Annotated in this window: 20 protein-coding genes; 12 read left to right on the plus strand and 8 right to left on the minus strand. The window is 32.5% G+C overall.

Going from position 1 to position 19910, the window contains the following annotated elements; all coding sequences use genetic code 11:
* Positions 1-81 precede the first annotated feature (81 nt).
* Together fmt and BLR17_RS07740 are read right to left on the minus strand one after the other, a co-directional pair.
* Positions 82-1029: a methionyl-tRNA formyltransferase gene (gene fmt, locus BLR17_RS07735; protein ID WP_066324008.1), complete on the minus strand. Its 948-nt coding sequence runs from the start codon at positions 1027-1029 to the stop codon at positions 82-84.
* On the minus strand, positions 1029-2924 hold the full coding sequence (locus BLR17_RS07740; protein ID WP_066324010.1) for a RecQ family ATP-dependent DNA helicase: 1896 nt from the start codon (positions 2922-2924) through the stop codon (positions 1029-1031). Before BLR17_RS07740 ends, fmt begins: the two co-directional genes overlap by 1 nt.
* A 225-nt stretch (positions 2925-3149) precedes the next feature.
* Between BLR17_RS07740 and BLR17_RS07745 the strand changes: the two genes are divergently transcribed.
* The 4 genes from BLR17_RS07745 (at position 3150) to BLR17_RS07760 (ending at position 6516) form a co-directional block, all read left to right on the plus strand.
* A complete protein-coding gene (locus BLR17_RS07745; protein ID WP_066324012.1) occupies positions 3150-3434 on the plus strand; it encodes a DUF493 family protein in 285 nt (94 codons plus the stop codon).
* A 60-nt stretch (positions 3435-3494) separates the two neighbouring features.
* Positions 3495-4223 carry a DUF4290 domain-containing protein gene (locus BLR17_RS07750; protein ID WP_066324014.1) on the plus strand — a complete coding sequence of 243 codons (729 nt, stop codon included), beginning with the start codon at positions 3495-3497 and terminating at the stop codon, positions 4221-4223.
* 99 nt (positions 4224-4322) lie between these two features.
* A complete protein-coding gene (gene murA / locus BLR17_RS07755) occupies positions 4323-5639 on the plus strand; it encodes a UDP-N-acetylglucosamine 1-carboxyvinyltransferase (RefSeq protein ID WP_066324021.1) in 1317 nt (438 codons plus the stop codon).
* Between the two features lie 4 nt (positions 5640-5643).
* Positions 5644-6516 carry a cation diffusion facilitator family transporter gene (locus BLR17_RS07760; protein ID WP_066324025.1) on the plus strand — a complete coding sequence of 291 codons (873 nt, stop codon included), beginning with the start codon at positions 5644-5646 and terminating at the stop codon, positions 6514-6516.
* Positions 6517-6589: 73 nt separating this feature from the next.
* On the opposite strand, the gene BLR17_RS07765 is transcribed toward BLR17_RS07760, so the two are convergent.
* Entirely contained in the window at positions 6590-7003 is a 414-nt protein-coding gene (locus tag BLR17_RS07765; protein ID WP_066324027.1) for a type II 3-dehydroquinate dehydratase, read from the minus strand.
* 175 nt (positions 7004-7178) lie between these two features.
* Positions 7179-7733, minus strand: coding sequence for a porin family protein (locus BLR17_RS07770; protein WP_066324030.1), 555 nt, complete (start codon positions 7731-7733; stop codon positions 7179-7181).
* A 313-nt stretch (positions 7734-8046) separates the two neighbouring features.
* On the opposite strand from BLR17_RS07770, the gene BLR17_RS07775 reads away from it, so the two are divergent.
* From BLR17_RS07775 to xerD, 5 genes are all read left to right on the plus strand, one after another.
* Positions 8047-8628 (plus strand): outer membrane beta-barrel protein, encoded by a 582-nt coding sequence (locus BLR17_RS07775; RefSeq protein WP_066324033.1) that lies wholly within the window; start codon positions 8047-8049, stop codon positions 8626-8628.
* 179 nt (positions 8629-8807) lie between these two features.
* Positions 8808-9320, plus strand: a complete 513-nt coding sequence (locus BLR17_RS07780; RefSeq protein ID WP_066324035.1) for a porin family protein — start codon at positions 8808-8810, stop codon at positions 9318-9320.
* Between the two features lie 171 nt (positions 9321-9491).
* Positions 9492-9965, plus strand: coding sequence for a hypothetical protein (locus BLR17_RS07785; RefSeq protein ID WP_066324042.1), 474 nt, complete (start codon positions 9492-9494; stop codon positions 9963-9965).
* Positions 9966-10064: 99 nt separating this feature from the next.
* On the plus strand, positions 10065-10574 hold the full coding sequence (locus BLR17_RS07790; RefSeq protein WP_066324043.1) for a porin family protein: 510 nt from the start codon (positions 10065-10067) through the stop codon (positions 10572-10574).
* A 77-nt stretch (positions 10575-10651) separates the two neighbouring features.
* A complete protein-coding gene (gene xerD / locus BLR17_RS07795; protein ID WP_066324044.1) occupies positions 10652-11554 on the plus strand; it encodes a site-specific tyrosine recombinase XerD in 903 nt (300 codons plus the stop codon).
* A gap of 90 nt (positions 11555-11644) precedes the next feature.
* On the opposite strand, the gene rny is transcribed toward xerD, so the two are convergent.
* From rny to BLR17_RS07815, 3 genes are all read right to left on the minus strand, one after another.
* Positions 11645-13207, minus strand: coding sequence for a ribonuclease Y (rny, locus tag BLR17_RS07800; protein ID WP_066324046.1), 1563 nt, complete (start codon positions 13205-13207; stop codon positions 11645-11647).
* Positions 13208-13420: 213 nt separating this feature from the next.
* Positions 13421-13708 (minus strand): cell division protein ZapA, encoded by a 288-nt coding sequence (locus BLR17_RS07810; protein ID WP_066324048.1) that lies wholly within the window; start codon positions 13706-13708, stop codon positions 13421-13423.
* An 8-nt stretch (positions 13709-13716) separates the two neighbouring features.
* Entirely contained in the window at positions 13717-14007 is a 291-nt protein-coding gene (locus BLR17_RS07815) for a hypothetical protein (protein ID WP_066324051.1), read from the minus strand.
* Positions 14008-14184: 177 nt separating this feature from the next.
* On the opposite strand from BLR17_RS07815, the gene BLR17_RS07820 reads away from it, so the two are divergent.
* From BLR17_RS07820 to BLR17_RS07830, 3 genes are all read left to right on the plus strand, one after another.
* A complete protein-coding gene (locus BLR17_RS07820; protein WP_066324420.1) occupies positions 14185-15879 on the plus strand; it encodes a M23 family metallopeptidase in 1695 nt (564 codons plus the stop codon).
* A gap of 11 nt (positions 15880-15890) precedes the next feature.
* The gene (locus BLR17_RS07825; protein ID WP_066324053.1) at positions 15891-18356 is read left to right on the plus strand and encodes a TonB-dependent receptor; all 2466 of its coding nucleotides are present in this window, start codon (positions 15891-15893) and stop codon (positions 18354-18356) included.
* 105 nt (positions 18357-18461) lie between these two features.
* Positions 18462-19184, plus strand: a complete 723-nt coding sequence (locus BLR17_RS07830) for a hypothetical protein (RefSeq protein ID WP_066324056.1) — start codon at positions 18462-18464, stop codon at positions 19182-19184.
* 10 nt (positions 19185-19194) lie between these two features.
* Here the strand turns inward: BLR17_RS07830 and BLR17_RS07835 are convergent, their stop codons facing one another.
* The gene (locus BLR17_RS07835) at positions 19195-19896 is read right to left on the minus strand and encodes a hypothetical protein (RefSeq protein ID WP_066324060.1); all 702 of its coding nucleotides are present in this window, start codon (positions 19894-19896) and stop codon (positions 19195-19197) included.
* Positions 19897-19910: the final 14 nt, after the last annotated feature.

Raw genomic sequence — 19910 nt, forward strand, 5'->3', positions numbered from 1 at the left:
TTTGTTAATAACTTGTTTTTTTTGTTCATAACAACGGGGTTTTTAGCTGGTTTTGGGTGGTTTTTCCCGTTTTTATTGGGGTTAAACGGCTTTTGCTTCTTCTGAAAATGAAATTCCGTTGAGTAATTCTGTGGTTGTCATTTTCTTTTTGCCTGGAAATTGTAAACTTAATATTTGGATAAAACCATCTTTCACGGCAATTTTTAATTCTTTTTTAGAGCTTATTATTGTACCGGTGGTGTAATTGTGTGCTTCGGAAATTACTTTTGACTCATAAATTTTTACGTTCCATTCTTGATTTTTGTCGGTAAAGAAACACCAAGAAGCAGGATAAGGACTCAGACCTCTAATTAGATTATGAATATCCGAAGATGATTTTGTCCAGTCAATCTTGCAGTTTTCCTTGTTAAGTTTATAAGCTGTCTTTATATCGGCATTTTCTGTTTGGATAGTTGTGTTTACTTTTCCTTTTTCCAATAAAGCTAAAGTGTCTATAACGGTGTTGCTGCCTAAGTTCATTAAACGATCGTGAAGTTGTCCTGCATTTTCATTCGGGTCAATTTCAGTTTCCGAACTCAAAATCATGGCTCCGGTGTCTATTTTATCGTCAATAAAGAATGTAGTAACTCCTGTTTTAGTTTCTCCGTTGATAATGGCCCAATTAATAGGTGCTGCGCCACGGTAATTAGGAAGGAGCGAGGCGTGAAGATTAAATGTTCCAAATTGAGGCATTTCCCAAACTACTTTTGGTAACATTCTAAAAGCGACTACGATTTGTAGATTTGCATTCAGCGACTTTAATTCGGTAAGGAAAGATTCGTCTTTTAAATTGGTTGGCTGCAATAAATTTAAATTGTTTGCTAAAGCATATTCTTTTACAGCCGAATATTTTATTTTTTGTCCGCGTCCGGCAGGTTTGTCGGCAGCAGTTATTACACCTACTACTTCGTAATTGTTTTTTAGTATACTGTCAAGGATTCCTACAGCAAAGTCAGGAGTTCCCATGAATACGATTCGTAATTTTTCCATTATTGTTTTAAGCTATATTTATTGTTTGGTTTTATTAGAATAATTTCGTTTTCTAATAATTCTTGAAGAGCAAAGATAATATCGTCTGAAGGATTATTAAGCTCTGACTGAATTTCTCTTGAATTTAAATCGGAGGTTTTTAATAAATGTACTATTTTCTTCGAAATTGAAATCTTGCTTTCTTTCTTTTCTTTTTTGCTAATGCAATAAGAACAAATACCGCAATTATTTGTTTTCTTTTCTCCAAAATATTCCAGAATTAATTGGCTTTTGCAGCAATCGTCTTTTTTGATGTAGTTTAAAACGGCTTCAAATTGTTCTTTTTTTAATTTATTTTGGTTTTCAAGGTATTTTGCAATTCGATTAATGGTTCTCTCGTCTTCGCGAATTTCATTAAATAGTAATGTGGTGTCATTGTTTTTAGAATGGTAGTCAACAATGTCTTTTTCTTTTAGTTTTTCTAAAACAGTTTGTACTTCAGTTTCGGTATGTTTTGATTTTTGAGCAATGAACGGAATGTTTAAACTGATTTGAGTGTCGTAAATTCCGGGATAAGCTCGTAAAATAGCTAATACAATTTCTTCGTCATTTGGATTCAAACTAATATATCGAATGACTTCTTTAGAAGGGATAATGAACTGTAGTGTTATTTTTTCTGAGAATTCCTGCGATAAACTAATAACTCCTTGTCGGTCTAAAAACTGAATGGCATTGTAAGTTTTTAAAACGGGAAAATTATAACGATGGCAAAATTGATTTAAGTTAAAAGAATATTTTTCGTTAATACCTTCTCCGTAAGCAATCTGAAAATAATTGCACATTTTGATGAAAACTTCTTTTAAAAAGCTTTTATCGGGAAGTATGTAAATAAATTGGTTTTCAGTTTGAGCAATATCCGAAGGACTCGTGAGTAAAATTGCAAAAGCTTTTTCTTCGTTTCGTCCTGCTCTTCCTGCTTCCTGATAATAATTTTCCAGATTTTCAGGCAGATGGATGTGAATTACCGTTTTTACATTGGTTTTGTCAATTCCCATTCCAAAAGCATTGGTGGCAACCATAACCTGTACGTCTTCCTGCATCCAGAGTTGCATGTTCTTATTCTTTTCTTTTGTGGCTAAACCGCCGTGATAAAAAGTAGTTTTAAATCCTAAAGAATTTAGTTGAGCAGCCGTGTCGGTGCAGGCTCTTCGGTTTCTGACATATATTATGGAAGGCTGTGGATTTTTCTTTAAAATTTGCTGAATTCTAAAAAGCTTGTCTTCGATTTCAAAAACCATGTAGGCAATGTTTTTTCTTTCAAATGATTTTTCAAAACACTGCGGGTTTTCAAGTTCTAATTCCTTAATAATGTCTTCTTTTACCCTTGGTGTTGCAGTCGCTGTAAGGGCCAGAAAAGGGGTTTTAGGAAAATGACTTTTTAAATGAGCTATTTTTAAATAAGCCGGACGAAAATCATGTCCCCATTGTGAAACACAGTGCGCTTCGTCTATGGCTATTAAATTGATAGGTATGTTTTTAATTCGCTCTAAAATCCAATCCGATTGTAAGCGCTCGGGAGATAAATAAAGGAATTTGTAATTTCCATATTGACAATTGTCTAATAAGTCAATTATTTCGTCGGATTTGATGCCACCGGTAAGTGCGATGGCTTTGATATTGCGCTTTTGTAAATTAGCAACCTGATCTTTCATTAAAGCAACTAAAGGCGAAATGACTAAGCAGATTCCTTTTTGCATTAAAGCGGGAATTTGGAAACAAATCGATTTTCCTCCGCCTGTAGGCATCAGTGCAAACGTGTCATGACCGTTTAAAACCGAATCGATAATTTCTTCCTGAGGTGTTCTAAAACTATCGTGGTTCCAGTATTTTTTTAGAATTTGTAAAGCTTCAGACATGCAAATAAGGAAATGTTGATTCGTTTTTATGAAGAAAATGACTGGTTTTTATGCAAAATGTTTTTTTAGAGTTGAAAAAAAACTGAATTTAAAGCAAACTTACTCAAACTAATTTAGAATTTTAAAAATAGAAGCTGTCAAAATAATGATTTTGCTAAAATTCATATTCGAGAATTCATAATTTAGAATTGAAACCGTATATTTGCTTTTATTTTTAAAGACAAAATGGATAAGAAAACAGAGGAGTTTTTTGATAGATTAAAAAACGAATTAGAAAAAAGTAATACTTGGCCAGCGATATATTTATTCAAATTTATTGTGCCAACAGATGCTGAAAAAATTAATCAGGTAGAACTTGCTTTTGATTGTTTAGGGGCTGTTATAAAAACCACTCAATCTAAAACAGGAAAGTTTACCAGTGTTTCGGTTGATGTTCAAATGGCAAGTCCACAGGCTGTTATAGATAAGTATATCGAAGTTTCTACTATAGAAGGAATTATTTCCTTGTAATTTTAAAAAGAAATAATCTCGTCTTGCTTTTTTGTTATTAAAGCTCCAAATAAATCAAATATGAATCAGAAATATATTAAAGAAAATGCGAATGATGTGGTGCATCATTTAGAATACAATGCCGAAAGATCGCATTTAATTATTCCTGAATATGGGCGTCATTTACAAAAGTTAATTGATCAGGCTACTGCCATTGAAGACCCGGAAGTTAGAAACAAAGCTGCTAAATATATTATTCAGGTGATGGGGAGCTTGAATCCGCATTTAAGAGATGTGCCTGATTTTCAGCATAAATTATGGGATCAGCTTTTTATAATGTCTGATTTTAAATTAGATGTAGAATCACCTTATCCTATTCCTTCAAGAGAGGTGTTGCAATTAAAACCGGATGTTTTAAAATATCCGCAAAATTTCCCTAAATACCGTTATTATGGTAATAATATCAAATACATGATTGATGTTGCAAATAAATGGGAAGAAGGGGAGATGAAAAGTGCTTTGGTAAAGGTAATTGCTAATCACATGAAGAAATCCTATTTGAGCTGGAATAAAGATACCGTAAAAGATGATGTGATTTTCGAACATCTTTACGAATTATCAGGAGGGAAATTGAATTTATTACAAAGCACCGAAGAGTTAATAAATACGACTGATTTATTGCGTACGAATAAAAGAATGTCGAATAAAGTTTCTTCTCAGGGTCAGCCTAAAATTCAAAGTAATAAAAATAATAAAGGACAGGGAAAACAAAAGTCTTTTCAAAAAAATAACAATCAAAAAAATCAATAAAGTGGCTAAGTAGCTAAGTTACTAAGTAGCTGAGTTTATAATCTCAGGAAATCTTAGAACCTTAGAATCTTAGTAACTCAGAAACTCTAAAAAAAGAATATGGGAATTTTTAAAATTGAAGGAGGAATCCGTTTAAAAGGAGAAATAACTCCGCAAGGCGCAAAAAATGAAGCATTACAGATTTTATGTGCTGTACTTTTAACTTCTGAAAAAGTAACAATCAACAATATTCCTGATATTATCGATATTAATAAACTGATTACACTTTTAGGAAATCTTGGAGTTAAAATCGAGAGAAACTCTCCGGGATCAATTACGTTTCAGGCTGATGAAGTAAATGTTGATTATCTTGAAACAGAAGCTTTCAAAAAAGAAGGTGGAGCGTTACGAGGTTCTATTATGATTGTAGGACCGCTTTTGGCACGTTTTGGAAAAGGATATATTCCAAAACCGGGTGGAGATAAAATTGGAAGAAGAAGATTAGATACTCACTTTGAAGGTTTCATTAATTTAGGAGCTAAATTCCGTTACAACAGAGAAGATCACTTTTATGGTGTAGAATCTCCGGAAGAAGGTCTTAAAGGAACTGATATGTTGCTTGATGAGGCATCTGTAACAGGAACTGCAAATATTGTAATGGCTGCTGTTTTGGCAAAAGGAACTACTACAGTTTACAACGCAGCTTGTGAGCCTTATTTGCAACAATTGTGTAAGATGTTGAACTCTATGGGAGCTAAAATTACCGGAGTAGGTTCTAACTTATTAACTATTGAAGGGGTTGAGCGTTTAGGTGGTTGCGAGCATAGAATTCTTCCTGATATGATTGAAATTGGAAGCTGGATTGGTCTTGCTGCAATGACTCGAAGTGAGATTACAATTAAAAATGTAAGCTGGGATAATTTAGGATTAATTCCAAATACTTTCAGAAAATTAGGTATTACTTTAGAGCGTCGAGGTGATGATATTTATATTCCAACTCACGAAAATGGATACGAAGTAAAAACAGATATTGATGGTTCAATCTTAACTATTGCCGATGCACCTTGGCCAGGATTTACGCCTGATTTATTGAGTATTGTTTTAGTTGTGGCAACACAGGCTAAAGGAGATGTGTTGATTCATCAAAAAATGTTCGAAAGCCGTTTATTCTTCGTGGATAAATTGATTGATATGGGTGCTAAAATTATGTTGTGTGATCCACACAGAGCTGTTGTTATAGGACATGATTTTAAATCAACTCTAAAAGCAACTACGATGTCGTCGCCTGATATTCGTGCTGGAATTTCTTTGTTGATTGCAGCGCTTTCGGCAAAAGGAACAAGCACTATTCAAAACATAGAACAAATTGATCGCGGTTATGAGCGTATTGACGAACGATTAAGAGCTATTGGAGCTAAAATAGTTCGTGTAGAATAAAAATATGAGTAAAGAACAAAAAGCCGTAGAGGCTACTTACTTTAGTATAATAGGAAATACCTGCTTAGCAATTATAAAAGGCTTAGCAGGTTTTTTTGGCAATTCTTATGCCTTGATTGCTGATGGAATTGAATCTACAACAGATATTTTCGCGTCATTTTTGGTTTTATTTGGAATTAAGTATTCTAATAGGCCTGCGGATGACAATCATCCTTATGGACATGGTCGTGCTGAGCCTTTAATTACTTTTTTAGTTGTAGGTTTTTTAATCACTTCAGCAACTGTAATTGCTTATGAAAGTATAGCGAATATTCAAGCTCCACATGATTTACCTAAATCCTGGACATTATTTGTTTTGGGAGCAATAATTATTTGGAAAGAATATTCTTTTCAGACGGTGATGAAACGAAGTATTGAAACCAATAGTTCTTCTTTGAAAGCAGATGCCTGGCATCATAGAAGTGATGCTATTACTTCAGTGGCAGCCTTTATAGGGATATCAATTGCTTTGATTTTAGGAAAGGGTTATGAATCTGCCGACGACTGGGCAGCGCTTTTTGCATCCTGTTTTATTTTTTACAATAGTTATTTGATTTTTCGACCTGCACTTGGTGAAATCATGGACGAACATTTGTATGATGATTTAATTGAGCATATAAGAATTGTTGCTGCAACTGTAGAGGGGATTATTGATACCGAAAAATGTTTTATTAGAAAATCAGGTATGAAATACCACGTCGATTTGCATGCGATTGTAAGTGCAGAGATTTCAGTGAAAGAAGGACATCAGTTGGCACATATTTTAAAAGATACTTTGCGAAAAGAAATTCCCGAATTAGGACATGTTTTGATTCATATTGAACCAGACGATGAATAAATTTTAGTTCAGAAATAAAAAAACGAGTCAAATTAAATAAAATTGACTCGTTTTTTTATGTTCTGAATATAGATTACAGAAAAGATTGTATGGCTAAATCGTAGCTTTTTAATCCAAAACCTAAAACAACTCCTTTTGCATTTCCTGAAATATAAGATTGGTGTCTGAAGCTTTCTCTGGAAAAAGTGTTTGAAATATGAACTTCTACAACCGGAGTGGTGATTCCTTTAACAGCATCGCCAATTCCAACAGAAGTATGGGTGTAAGCACCGGCATTCAATATGATTCCGTCATAAGTAAAACCGAATTCCTGAATTTTGTCGATTAATTCACCTTCAATATTACTTTGGTAATAATTGAATTCTATTGTTGGAAATTTCTTTTTTAATTCTTCGAAATATTCTTCAAATGTAAGGCTTCCGTAAATTTCAGGTTCGCGTTTTCCTAATAAGTTCAGGTTAGGACCGTTTATAATGCTAATTTTCATATATGTAAAAGTTGTTTTTTTGCGGTCATATATGTTATCGCCTTTTGTTTAATGGTGTTTGTTTGCAACAAACTTGTTGTTGTTGGCGATTTCATTTTTTATGTTTTTGTAAAAATAAAAAAACTGTCTCGTTAAAAAAATAACGAGACAGTTTTTATTCTATTTTCTAAGTTTTTTAGAACATAATTCCTGCTGATACCTGAAATGTTGAATTTTTAATATCTGCATTTTTAGAGGCTTCTGTTAATCCAAGACCATATCGGGCTTGAATAAATAAGCTCTTAGTGATATTTAATCCTAAACCACCAACTGCTGCGAATTCAAAAGTATTTGAATCTTCAAAGTCAACATTCTTTCTTTCGCTTAGTAAAAAGGATGCCTGAGGACCAAGTTCCAAACTTAAACTTTTGCTTAAATAAATTTTAGCTAAAACTGGAATTGATAAGTAACCCAATTCATTTTTGAACTCTTCTACTGCATTTTTATAAGTTGCACCCTGAGTAGAATATAAAAGTTCCGGCTGGATTGCAAAGCGATCGATTAATTTAACCTCTGCAACTAAACCTGCATGGTAGTTTGTGATTGCTTCTTTCTCTGTAAAGTTAGGTACTTCATCCCCGTTTTGATTAGCAAAGTTAACTCCTCCTTTAATACCAAAACGAATAGATTGTGCTTGTATTACAGTAGTAATGCTAAAAAGCATAATTGCTGCTAAGATTGATTTTTTCATAATTTATTAATTAAGATTTGAGACTGTAAATATAAAACAGTTGAAGAATGAATTTATTGTGTTTTTGAATAAATTCATTTAAAGTTTGTGATTTTTTATGTAGTCTAAAACTTTCAAAATATAAAAATAGCTATTTTTTGAAAATATCACTAAATTTAGTGATGTGATCTGTTTTAATTAATTGATAATAAGGTTTTTGTGTTTTGTTTTTTCGTTTATAATGAACAGTTTTTTATTTAGATTTTAACATAAATTTTAGGTTTGTATTCTGAAAATTGTAAGTTTGTTCTCGAATTTTAACAAATATAAAAAAATGAAAAAAATTATTTTATCAGTTGTGGCTGTGTTTGCATTTGGTATAACTAATGCTCAATTAAGAGAAAAAGGAGAAATTGAAATTGTTCCACAAATAGGTGTTATTTCTGCTAATTATTATGGTGGAGAATCTGGCTCTGGAAATTCTCCTGTGACTTCGGCAAGTTTTGGTGTTGGTAGTAATTATTTTTTTAATGATAGATGGAGTTTGCTTTCTGGGTTGATTTATCAACCTATGGGAACTGAATTTTCAGGGATTAAAGATGAATTAAAATATATAACGATACCTGTTAATGCAAGCTGGCATTTTGGAAGTACAAGAAAATGGAATTTAAATTTTGGTCCAAGTATTGGTTTTTTAACTTCTGCAAAATCTAGTGAAGGTGTTGATTTTAAAGAAGCTATTAATTCGACTCAAATTGGTTTGAATATAGGTATTGGTTATAAAATTGAAATATCAGATAATTTTAGTCTTTTGATAGATTATCAAAGTCTTACAGGATTGACAGAAACAGCTAAAGACTATTCTTTTAAAAATACTGCAGGAACATTTAATTTGGGAGGTGTTATAAAATTATAATATTAATTTTAAAAGACTATTTTAAAAATAGCTTTTTTGTTATAATTAAAGTATTGAAAATGTAGTGATTGTAAGAAAAAACAATGTTAGTTTTTAGATTTTTTTTATAGTTTTAATAAAAGAATAAATTTAATGGCATTGAATGTTTTTTTGCACTCAAATTAAAAAAAAATAAAAAAATGAAAAAAATTATTTTGTCTGCTTTGGCAGTGTTCACGTTTGCATTCACTAATGCACAAGAAACAAAATTTGGTGTTATTGCTGGAGCTGATTTTGCTACTGCTAAAGTTGAATTAGAGGGGTTTAATGTTACTGACAATACTACTGCTTTTTTTGGTGGATTTTTTGCTGATATTACTGCATCAGAGAAATTTCATGTTCAACCTGAATTAGTGATAGTTACTGCTGATGGAGGGAGTCAATTACAATTACCTATTTTGGCTAAATATTACTTAGCTGATAAAGTTAGTATTTTAGCCGGTCCAGATTTGTTATTTGATTTAGAAGAGAAAACAGAAGGATTTAAGACTTTTGGTGTTGGTATTGATTTTGGTGCTGCTTATGATATTAATGAGCATTTTATGATTGAAGCTAAATATAATTTAGGATTAACAAATTTAATTGAAGATGCTCCGTCAGGATATAGTGCTAAAATTAATGGTTTCTTTCTTGGGTTAGGATATAAATTCTAATTTTTTTAGATAATTATAGTTTAGAAAGACCAGTCGAAGACTGGTCTTTTTTTGTTTCTTATTAAAAAAATGTTAATAGTGTTGTTGATAAGTTTTTTGTAAGGTGTGTCTTGTCTTTTTGAGTATTTATTAATTTTAATCAAATAAATTACTAATTTAACAACTTAAGCTATGAAAAAAATCATTTTAACAGGAGTGGCAATTTTTGCTTTTGGATTTGCAAATGCCCAAAGTGGCGCTTTTAAACTAGGGGCTCATGTAGGTTTGCCTACTGGGGATATTAAAGATTGGTATTCTGTAAACTTAGGAGCTGATTTGAGTTATACCTGGAATGTGGCTGAAGGTTTGGATGCGGGTATTACAACAGGCTATACAGCTTATCTTGGTAAAGACGGAGTTGATGCAGCAGGTTTTATTCCTGTAGCGGCGACAGCTCAATTTACCTTAGAAAATAAAATGTTTATTGGAGCTGATTTAGGTTATGGAATTGGGGTTAATCCATCAGGTAATGATGGCGGATTTTTATACCAACCCAAAATTGGTTACCAAATGGAAAATGCTGGACTTTATGTATCTTATAAAGGAATTTCAGTTGATGGCGGGACTTTTTCATCGGTTAATTTAGGAGTTAATTTTAAATTGTAAAAAAAAGTAGAATTTTTACTAAAGGCCTCTTCTGAAAAGAAGAGGTTTTTTTTGTAAAAAAAATATTATATTTGTGTTCAATAACAAAAAAATGTAAACATGAAGAAAATTATTTTATCAATTGCTGCGGTTTTAGTATTTGGATTTGCAAATGCACAACAAACAAAATTTGGATTAAAAGCGGGTGTGGATTTTGCAAATGCTCACGGAAAATTTGCAGGAGATTCCTATCATCAGGCTGAGACAGGTTTTTATGCCGGTGGATATGCTGATATAACGGTTTCAAATAAGTTTCATGTTCAGCCGGAATTATTGTATGTTTCAGTTAAGGATTTAGATCAGATTCAAGTGCCTGTTTTGGCTAAAATTCCGGTAGTGGAAGATTTAAGTTTATTGGCTGGTCCAAATCTTGGGTTTCTTTTAAATGCAGCTGATGGATTTAAAACATTCAATTTTGGTTTAGATTTAGGATTGTCATTTGATTTGAATGATAAGTTTTCATTAGACGGGAAATATAATTTTGGATTGTCTAATTTAATTGAAGGAGGAAATAGTGACTTTAGTACAAAATTGAGTGGTGCTTTTTTTGGACTGAGTTATAAGTTTTAATTAAAAAGCAAAATCTTAATAACCTCTTCTGCAAAGGAGAGGTTTTTTTATGTTTATAAAAGTCGTTTATTTGTGTTATGAACTGGGAGTTTTATATTAAAAGTTATCAATCTTATCTAAAAATCGAACGTGGTTTGTCAAAGAATACCATTGCGAATTATTCTTTTGATATTGAACGTTTGTGCTTGTTTTTGGAACAAAATAAAATAGAGATTTCGCCATTAAAAATAAATGAAGAGACAATTCAGCAGTTTGTTTATGCTGTTTCTTCTCAGGTCAATGCGCGTTCTCAGGCAAGAATTATTTCGGGGTTGAAAAGTTTTTTCAGTTATTTAATTTTTGAAGATTATCGGGGAGATAATCCAATGGAATTAATAGAATCCCCTAAAACAAGCCGAAAATTGCCGGATACTTTGGCTGTGGAAGAAATTGATCGTTTGATTGCAGCTATAGATTTGTCTTCAAAAGAAGGAGAGCGCAATCGCGCAATGCTGGAAACTTTGTATGGATGCGGTCTTCGGGTTTCGGAATTGGTTTCGCTCAAAATATCTGATTTGTTTTTTGATGAAGGGTTTATCAAAATTACCGGAAAAGGAGATAAAGAACGTTTTGTGCCTATTGCCAATTTAACTAAAAAATATATTCAGATTTATAAAGATAATGTAAGGCCTGAAGTACCGGTAAAAAAAGAATTTAGTGATACTTTGTTTTTAAATAGAAGAGGAGGGCAATTGACGCGTGCTATGGTTTTTACAATCATTAATAATTTGGCTGCGCAAATTGGTTTAAAGAAGAAAATAAGTCCGCATACTTTTAGGCATTCTTTTGCAACTCATCTTCTTGAGAATGGAGCTGATTTGAGGTCTATTCAATTAATGTTAGGACACGAATCGATAACAACTACTGAAATCTATTTGCATCTGGACAGAAAGTTTTTGACAGAAGTATTGGAGAATTGTCATCCGAGAAAAAATATGTGATTAAATTTCAATCTGTTTGCTAATAAAAAAAACTCCAAATTCCAATTATGAATCATTGGGACTTGGAGTTTTCTAATTATTTATTTAGAGTTACTTGGCGATATTTACAGCTCTTGTTTCTCTAATTACAGTCACTTTAACCTGGCCTGGATAAGTCATTTCTGTTTGAATTTTTTGAGAGATTTCAAAAGATAAAGTTGCGGCATTATCGTCTGAAACTTTTTCGCTTTCTACAATTACGCGTAATTCTCTACCTGCTTGAATGGCGTAAGCATTTTTAACTCCGTTGAATCCGTAAGCTACTTCTTCCAGATCTTTCAAACGTTGGATGTAAGAATCTAATACTTGTCTTCTTGCTCCTGGTCTCGCTCCGGAAATAGCATCACAAACCTGAATGATTGGAGATAGTAATGATTTCATTTCAATCTCATCGTGGTGTGCTCCGATAGCGTTGCAAACTTCTTCTTTTTCACCGTATTTTTCAGCCCATTGCATTCCTAATAATGCGTGTGGTAAGTCGCTTTCTGTATCCGGAACTTTTCCGATATCGTGTAATAAACCTGCTCTTTTAGCCAGCTTAACATTCAATCCTAATTCGGCAGCCATTAATCCGCAAAGTTTAGAAACTTCACGGGAGTGTTGTAATAAGTTTTGACCGTAAGAAGAACGGTATTTCATTCTACCAACAACTTTGATTAATTCAGGGTGTAAACCGTGAATTCCTAAATCGATAACAGTACGTTTTCCAACTTCAATGATTTCATCATCAATTTGTTTAGCAGTTTTAGCAACCACTTCTTCAATACGTGCCGGGTGAATACGTCCGTCAGTTACTAATTTGTGTAAAGACAAACGGGCGATTTCTCTACGAACAGGATCAAAGCATGATAGGATAATCGCTTCCGGAGTGTCATCAACAATAATTTCTACTCCTGTTGCAGCTTCTAAAGCACGAATGTTTCTTCCTTCGCGACCGATAATTCTACCTTTTACATCATCAGATTCGATGTTAAATACCGAAACACAGTTTTCTACTGCTTCCTCAGTTCCTACACGTTGAATGGTGTTAATGATGATTTTCTTAGCTTCCTGTTGTGCGGTTAATTTAGCCTCTTCAATAGTATCCTGAATATGAGACATCGCTTTTGTTTTCGCTTCTGCTTTTAAACCTTCTACTAATTGTTCTTTAGCTTCTTCTGCAGATAAACCGGAAATCAATTCTAATTGTTGTAATTGACTTTTGTGTAATCTGTCAACTTCAGCTTGTTTTTTGTCTAAAACCTCAATTTTAGCTTCAAATTCGGCTGTTTTTTTTTCAAAATCGTCGTTGACTTTTTTGGCTTTGGATAATTCGTTAGAAACCTGAGATTCTTTGTCTCTGATTCTTTTTTCTACTTCAGCTACTTTTTTGTCACGAGCCAAAATTACTTGTTCATGTTCGGCTTTTAATTCGATAAACTTCTCTTTTGCCTGAAGAATTTTATCTTTTTTTATGTTTTCAGCTTCAAAATTAGCGTCTTTTAAGATAGAAGCAGCTTCTTTTTTAGCGTTTTTAATAAGATTAGAGATGTTGCTCTTTTCGATGATTTTAGCGATACTAAAACCTACCGCAATACCTATAATTCCCGAAATAATAATCGTTAATATGTCCATGTTTGTTTAAAAATTTATATATAAAAAAAGCCTACATTAAGTTGTTTGTATAAACTCGTTAAGACAAGTTTTGAGCTAACTCGTTGTTCAAGCTTCCAAACTGAATTGGCTTGCTATAGTAACGATGATTTGCTCATTCTAATTTGTTAGTGTTGAGTTTATCAAATATGAACTAATGTAGGCAGTATCTTAGTTTAAAGAACGTATTTTTTTTTAGAGATTTTCGTCTAAAAAAGCATTAATTTTTTGGATTCTATCGATGGTTTCATCCGCATTGATAGCATTATCAATTTGTTTTTGCTCTACTTGTGATGCAAATTGCAAAGCACACATGGCTAAAACATCCTGTTTGTCGCGAACAGCATAATTTTCTTCAAATTGCTTTATCATAGTATCAATTTTCTTTGAAGCACTTCTAAGTCCTTCTTCCTGACTGGGATCCACAGTTAGCGGATACACTCGGTCTGCAATTGATATTTTAATTTTAAGCTTTTCGTCCATTGTTTATACTAATCCGATAACTGTGCTATACAGTAATCAATTTCCCGAATTAATGAATTTATTTTAAGCTTTGTATCTCTTTTGTTTTCTTCGCTGCCTAATAATGAATTGGCTATTTTAAGTGTTTCATACTTTGCTTTTAAATCTTCAATCTCATTGGATTGATTTTGTATGATTTGTGCAGCTTTGTTTAATTCGATAGTTAAATCTTGATTGTTTTTTTCTAAATTTCTTAGCTTTAGAATTAGTTTTTCAACTTTACTTTCAAGAGTATCAATTATTTCTGCAATTACACTCATTATTAATCCTAATCATTACTTAATATTACAAATTTAGTATTAGTTTTTATTATTGCAATATTTTAAGGGTTTTTTTATTATAAAATAATCAATATGTTGTACTGTAATTGGTTACAAAAAAAAGTTATTTATAAAGTATTCCAAATTAGTTTTTTTATCTTAGCAAAAACGTTACGCATGAGATTTTTTTTATTTTTTCTACTGATATCCAGAGTAGTTATTGCTCAGACTACTTATCCAAAAGATTATTTTGAGTCTCCTTTAGGCATTCCGATGCAGTTATCCGGGAATTTTGGCGAATTAAGACCGAATCATTTTCATGCCGGTTTTGATTTTAAAACTTTGCAAAAAGAAGGTTTAGAAGTGCATGCCGCAGCTGATGGTTATATTTCAAGAATTAAGATTTCTCCTTTCGGAAATGGGAAAGCCATTTATATTAATCATCCAAACGGAATAACTACGGTTTATTGTCATTTGCAAAAGGCAGTTGGTATAATCGATGAATATATTAAAAAAGCACAGTATAAGGATCAATCTTTTGAAATCGAGTTGTTTCCAAAAGCAAATGAATTAGAAGTAAAGAAAGGTGAGATTATTGCACTTTCCGGAAATACAGGCTCGTCTGAAGGACCGCATTTGCATTTTGAATTCAGAGATACGAAGACTGAAAAAATAATCAATCCTATGTTTTTTGGATTTGACAAAAACTTTAAGGACACTAAGAAACCTGTTGTTTCGGCAGTTTATGTTTATCCTTTAGGTGGAACTACAGCCAATAAATCCAAACAGCCTTTATTGTTGAATTTAAGGTTACAAGCAGATGGAACGTATTTGGCAAATAAAGTTTTAGCTAATGGGGCAATTGGTTTTGGAATTTCTGCCGTTGATTATGACAATGTTTCTTTAAATCAAAATGGGGTTTTTAAAGTACAGTCGTATTTAAATGGGAAAGCTATTTTTGGTTATCAGTTTGATACATATGCATTTGATGAAATGCGTTATGTAAATGCATTAATTGATTATGGACGTTATAAGCAAACTTCTCAAAGAGTTCAAAAATTGTTTATGAAATCTCCTTTTGGGTTAAGTATTATTAAGACAGATGCTGATAATGGTATTGTAACTGTTTTACCAAATCTGAGTTTATCCTATCGAATAGAAGTGGCTGATTATTTCGGGAATACTACAGTTATTACTATTCCAATTGGTTATGATGCTTCGGCGGCTGTTGTAGAAAAAGAAATGGTGGTTTCAAACTATTTTGTTAAAGCCGGCAAGGATAATATTTTTTCAAAAGACAATATGACTGCCACTTTTCCTGCTGGAACTTTTTATGATGATTTTGCAATGAATTTTGCTGTAAATGGGAACGTTTTAAACCTTCATGATGATACGGTTCCTGTGCATACCAGTTTTGAAATTGCTATCGAGAGTGATAAATATACCGATGACCAAAAAAGTAAAGTTTATATCGCTAATATAAGTTCTAGTGGAAAATTAGGTTATAATTCGACAGCTGTAAAAGGGAATTTGTATACAACTAAGGTAAGAACTTTGGGTAAATATACTTTAGCGATGGATACAACAGTACCAACGATAAGTATTGCAAAACCTATTGAAGGGCGTTGGCTAACCAATGAGAAATCCATTCAGCTTTTTATAAGTGATAGTGGTTCCGGGATAAAATCATATAATGGTTATTTGAATGGGAATTGGATTTTATTTGAATACGATGCAAAAACCAGAAAAATCACTTATGAATTTACTAATGAATTCCTTGTGGAAGGTTCTAATGAGTTAAAAGTAATTGTCACGGATCAAGTGGGGAATTCTTCTGCATTTGAGACTCGATTTTTTAGAAGTCAAAAATAATATCATAGAGTTTGAAGAATAATAAGCTAAGTTTCGTCTTTATTGTCTTTTGGGTTAGTTTTTCAACTTTGGCACAATTGGCTAAAGTAAAAGGGACAGTTCTTGATGCTCAAAATCATCCTGTAAGCAATGTTAGTATTTCCTTTTCGGGGCATTTCACTCAATCGGATGCTAAAGGTTTTTATTCCATAAAAGTGCCTGTAAACAAAAAAGTGAATTTAGTTTTTAGTCATTTGACCTTTAAAAAAGCGACAGTTTCTTTATTGTTAAAAAATAGTTCGGATTACGAATTGAATTTAGTTTTAAATGAGTTTGAAGAACAAATGGGAGAAATAGTTATCTCGAAAGATAAAAAGATTCAAATTCATGGTGTTACGGCAATATCGGCTGATATTGTAAAGAAAATTCCCGGAGCTAATGCAGGAATTGAAAACGTTTTGAAAACCTTAGCAGGAGTGAATTCAAATAACGAAATGAGTACGCAATACTCAGTAAGGGGCGGGAATTATGACGAAAATCTGGTGTATGTAAACGATGTTGAAATTTATCGTCCTTTCCTGATACGTTCCGGACAACAGGAAGGCTTGAGTTTTACCAATACTGATCTGGTTCAAAATGTCAATTTTTCGGCAGGTGGTTTTCAGGCGAAATATGGTGATAAATTATCGTCTGTTTTAGATATAACGTATAGAAATCCAACTCAATTTGGAGCGTCTTTTGAAGCGAGTTTACTCGGTGGCAGTATCGCTGTTGATGCTGTGTCTAAAAATAAAAAATGGACTTCGGTTACTGGTGTGCGTTATCGAAACAATAGTCTTTTGGTAAATAGTCAGGATACACAAACGAATTACAAGCCCACTTTTGTTGATGTTCAAACGAATATAAACTATAAAGCTTCTGAAAAATGGCAATGGAGTTTTTTGGGGAATATTTCACAAAACAAGTATAATTACCAGCCGTTAATTCGTAATACTAAATTTGGAACAGCTGATAATCCGATGCAATTGACAGTATATTATGAAGGGCAGGAAAAAGACGAGTATACCACTTATTTTGGAGCTTTGAAAACGACTTATCAGGCTTCGGATAAGTTAAAATTTAAATTCATAAATTCTGTTTTTCATACTTTGGAACAAGAGCATTTTGATATTTTGGCACAATATCTTTTAACAGATAATAGTACTGCGATTGGTTCTGATACGTATAATGCTTCTTATGCAAACGGGATAGGTTCGCAACTGAATCATGCCCGAAATGATTTGGATGCTTTGATTATCAATAGTGAGGTTAAAGGTTTTTATGATTGGGCTAAGAGCAATTTGGAGTTTGGAGTAAAATATACCCGGGAATCTATTCGCGACCGTGTAATGGAGTGGGAAGTGGTAGATTCGGCAGGTTTTTCGGTTAATCCGCGAATTCTTGAATTTTCGAGGGAAGATCAGCCTTATACGTCTTTTGAAGGTCCGCTAGCACCTTATAGAAGTGTTTTTGCAACTAATTATAATACAATTAATCGTTTTTCGGCTTATGTTCAGTGGAATGCAAAATCCTATCTGGAAAATGCAGTGCTATGGTATACTTTAGGGGGGCGAATACAAAATTGGGGAATTTCAGGGACGAATTCTTCAGGGCAGTCACAAACTGTTTTTAGTCCGAGAGGGCAGTTAGCTTTAAAGCCTGATTGGGAAAAGGATATGATTTTTAGAATTTCAGGTGGTTACTATTACCAACCGCCTTTTTACAGAGAACTCAGGGATGCTTCGGGAGTTGTTCAGGATAATGTAAAAGCGCAGCAATCTGTTCAACTGGTATTAGGAAATGAATATAATTTTCAAATGTGGAAAAGACCTTTTAGGTTGGTTTCAGAGTTGTATTATAAATCATTGAATGATGTTAATGCCTATACAATAGATAATGTTCGGATACGTTATGCAGCTAATAATAATGCGAAAGCCTATGCACAAGGCATAGATTTTAGATTGAATGGGGAATTTGTTCCGGGAACGGAATCCTGGTTTAGCTTTGGCTATCTTAAAACAGAAGAAAATTCGAATAACAAAGGATATATTGCCCGACCTACGGATCAAAGATTAAAATTTGCTGTTTTGTTTCAGGATTATATGCCTAGTATTCCCAGTATGCGATTGTATTTGAATTTGGTTTACAATACCGGTTTACCGGGAGGTTCGCCATCATATACAGATCCTTATTTGTACCAAAACAGATTGAATGATTACCGCCGTGTTGATATTGGATTTTCAAAAGTATTAATCGATGCTAATTTGATAAAAGCTAAAAAGGGGTGGTTGGGTAATTTTAAGGAGCTGGCTATTGGTTTAGAAATATTTAATTTGTTTAATAATCAAAACGCAATTACGAATACCTGGGTAAGGGATGTGTATTCTAAAAATGAGTATGCCGTGCCTAATTATATGACTACAAGAGTATTCAATGTTAAGTTGAATGCTAAGTTGTAATATCAGGAGTAATGCCTAGGTTTTATATGATTATAAATTAAGTTTAAAATTCAAAAGCATTTTTAAAAATCATTACATTTGAAAATATTTTAATATTACATCCATATGAAAACTGTATCAATCGTCTTGATGAACATTGCAGTCTTACTTTTGGTGAGCTGTAAAAAAGAAGTTGAGAAGCCTAAAGTTATATATGATTCTTCTTCTAAAGCAAAGTCTATTGCTAAGAAGGATTCTACACAGGTTTCTATTGCCGATTTGCCTATTCAAATGGAAGGAACGGATTATTTAATCCATCCTGTTGGTGATTTAAGAGTATATGAAAAAGGAACTAAAGCTAAATATGGTTCTTCAAGTGTGATTGATTTGAGCTTTACAATTTCTAATTTAGGTGATGATGAAATTACCGGTTATTTACAGAATTTAAAGTTTCAAAAAATAGATTCTGATTCGATAAAATCGTTGACGGATAAGCCTGCTTTAATTTTAACGGTTACTTATTTAAAAGCGATTGCTGAAAAAACAAATAAGCAAATTTTAGTCTACACCATGTATGATGTGGATACCAATAAGGATGGAAAATTAGATACAAGTGATATTAAATCTTTGTATTTAAGTGAAATCAGCGGGGAACATTTTATTAAAATATCGGCTAATTTTCAGGAGTTAATCGATTGGAATCTTATTGAATCTAAGAATCGTTTGTATTTTAGAACGGTTGAAGATACCAATAAAAACGGGCAATTTGATAAAAATGATGTAGTCCAATATGGTTACATTAATTTATTGGCTAAGGATTGGGAAGTTGTTAATTATGAACCAATTTAATATTCTTTCTTTAAATCAGAATATCACTTTCTAAATCTGATTTTTCAATTGAGAAATTGAATCCTAATTCTTTTACAAGCTGAATTACCAGGTTTTTATACCAGTTTTCTGATTTAGGGTGAATGTAGATTTTTTCAATCAATTCGTTAATATCTACATTTATTTTTAATCCATCGTTAAGTTTGATGTTGTTTTTGGATACATCAGTAATTACTCTTACTTCACGTTCGTATTGAAAGCTTTTTCTTTTAAAAAGAAAAGGAAAGAAAGAATCGTCAAATGGAATGTATTCCTTTTTGTAATCTATATAATTTACTTCTCCTATAAATTGCTTGAAACTGGTTTCAGGATACAAGGATTTTTGCAATCGCCCAATGGTGGATTGAATAGCTAAACCTTCGCTGTTTTGAGTGAATATTTGCCACATGGCAAAGGATTCGTATTCATTGATATGCCAACTGCTGATGGCTATTTTTTCCCGATGGGTTTTGTAATAATTAATAAATTCAGGATTATCAATAGCTAATTTTTTTATTTCTTCATAAGTAGGTTCGCTAAAAGTACCTTCGTATTGATCTTCAAATTTGTCTGAACGCGACATGAATAATTTTTGCGAAAGCAATAAATCTAAAAATTTTGATAAGTCTAAATATTTCCAAATTACCGTATCGGTATTTTCGGTTAGTTTAATGTTTGGATTATTTTGGTACATTTTTTTAGATTTAA

This window comes from Flavobacterium glycines, assembly GCF_900100165.1.
GTDB lineage: Bacteria > Bacteroidota > Bacteroidia > Flavobacteriales > Flavobacteriaceae > Flavobacterium > Flavobacterium glycines.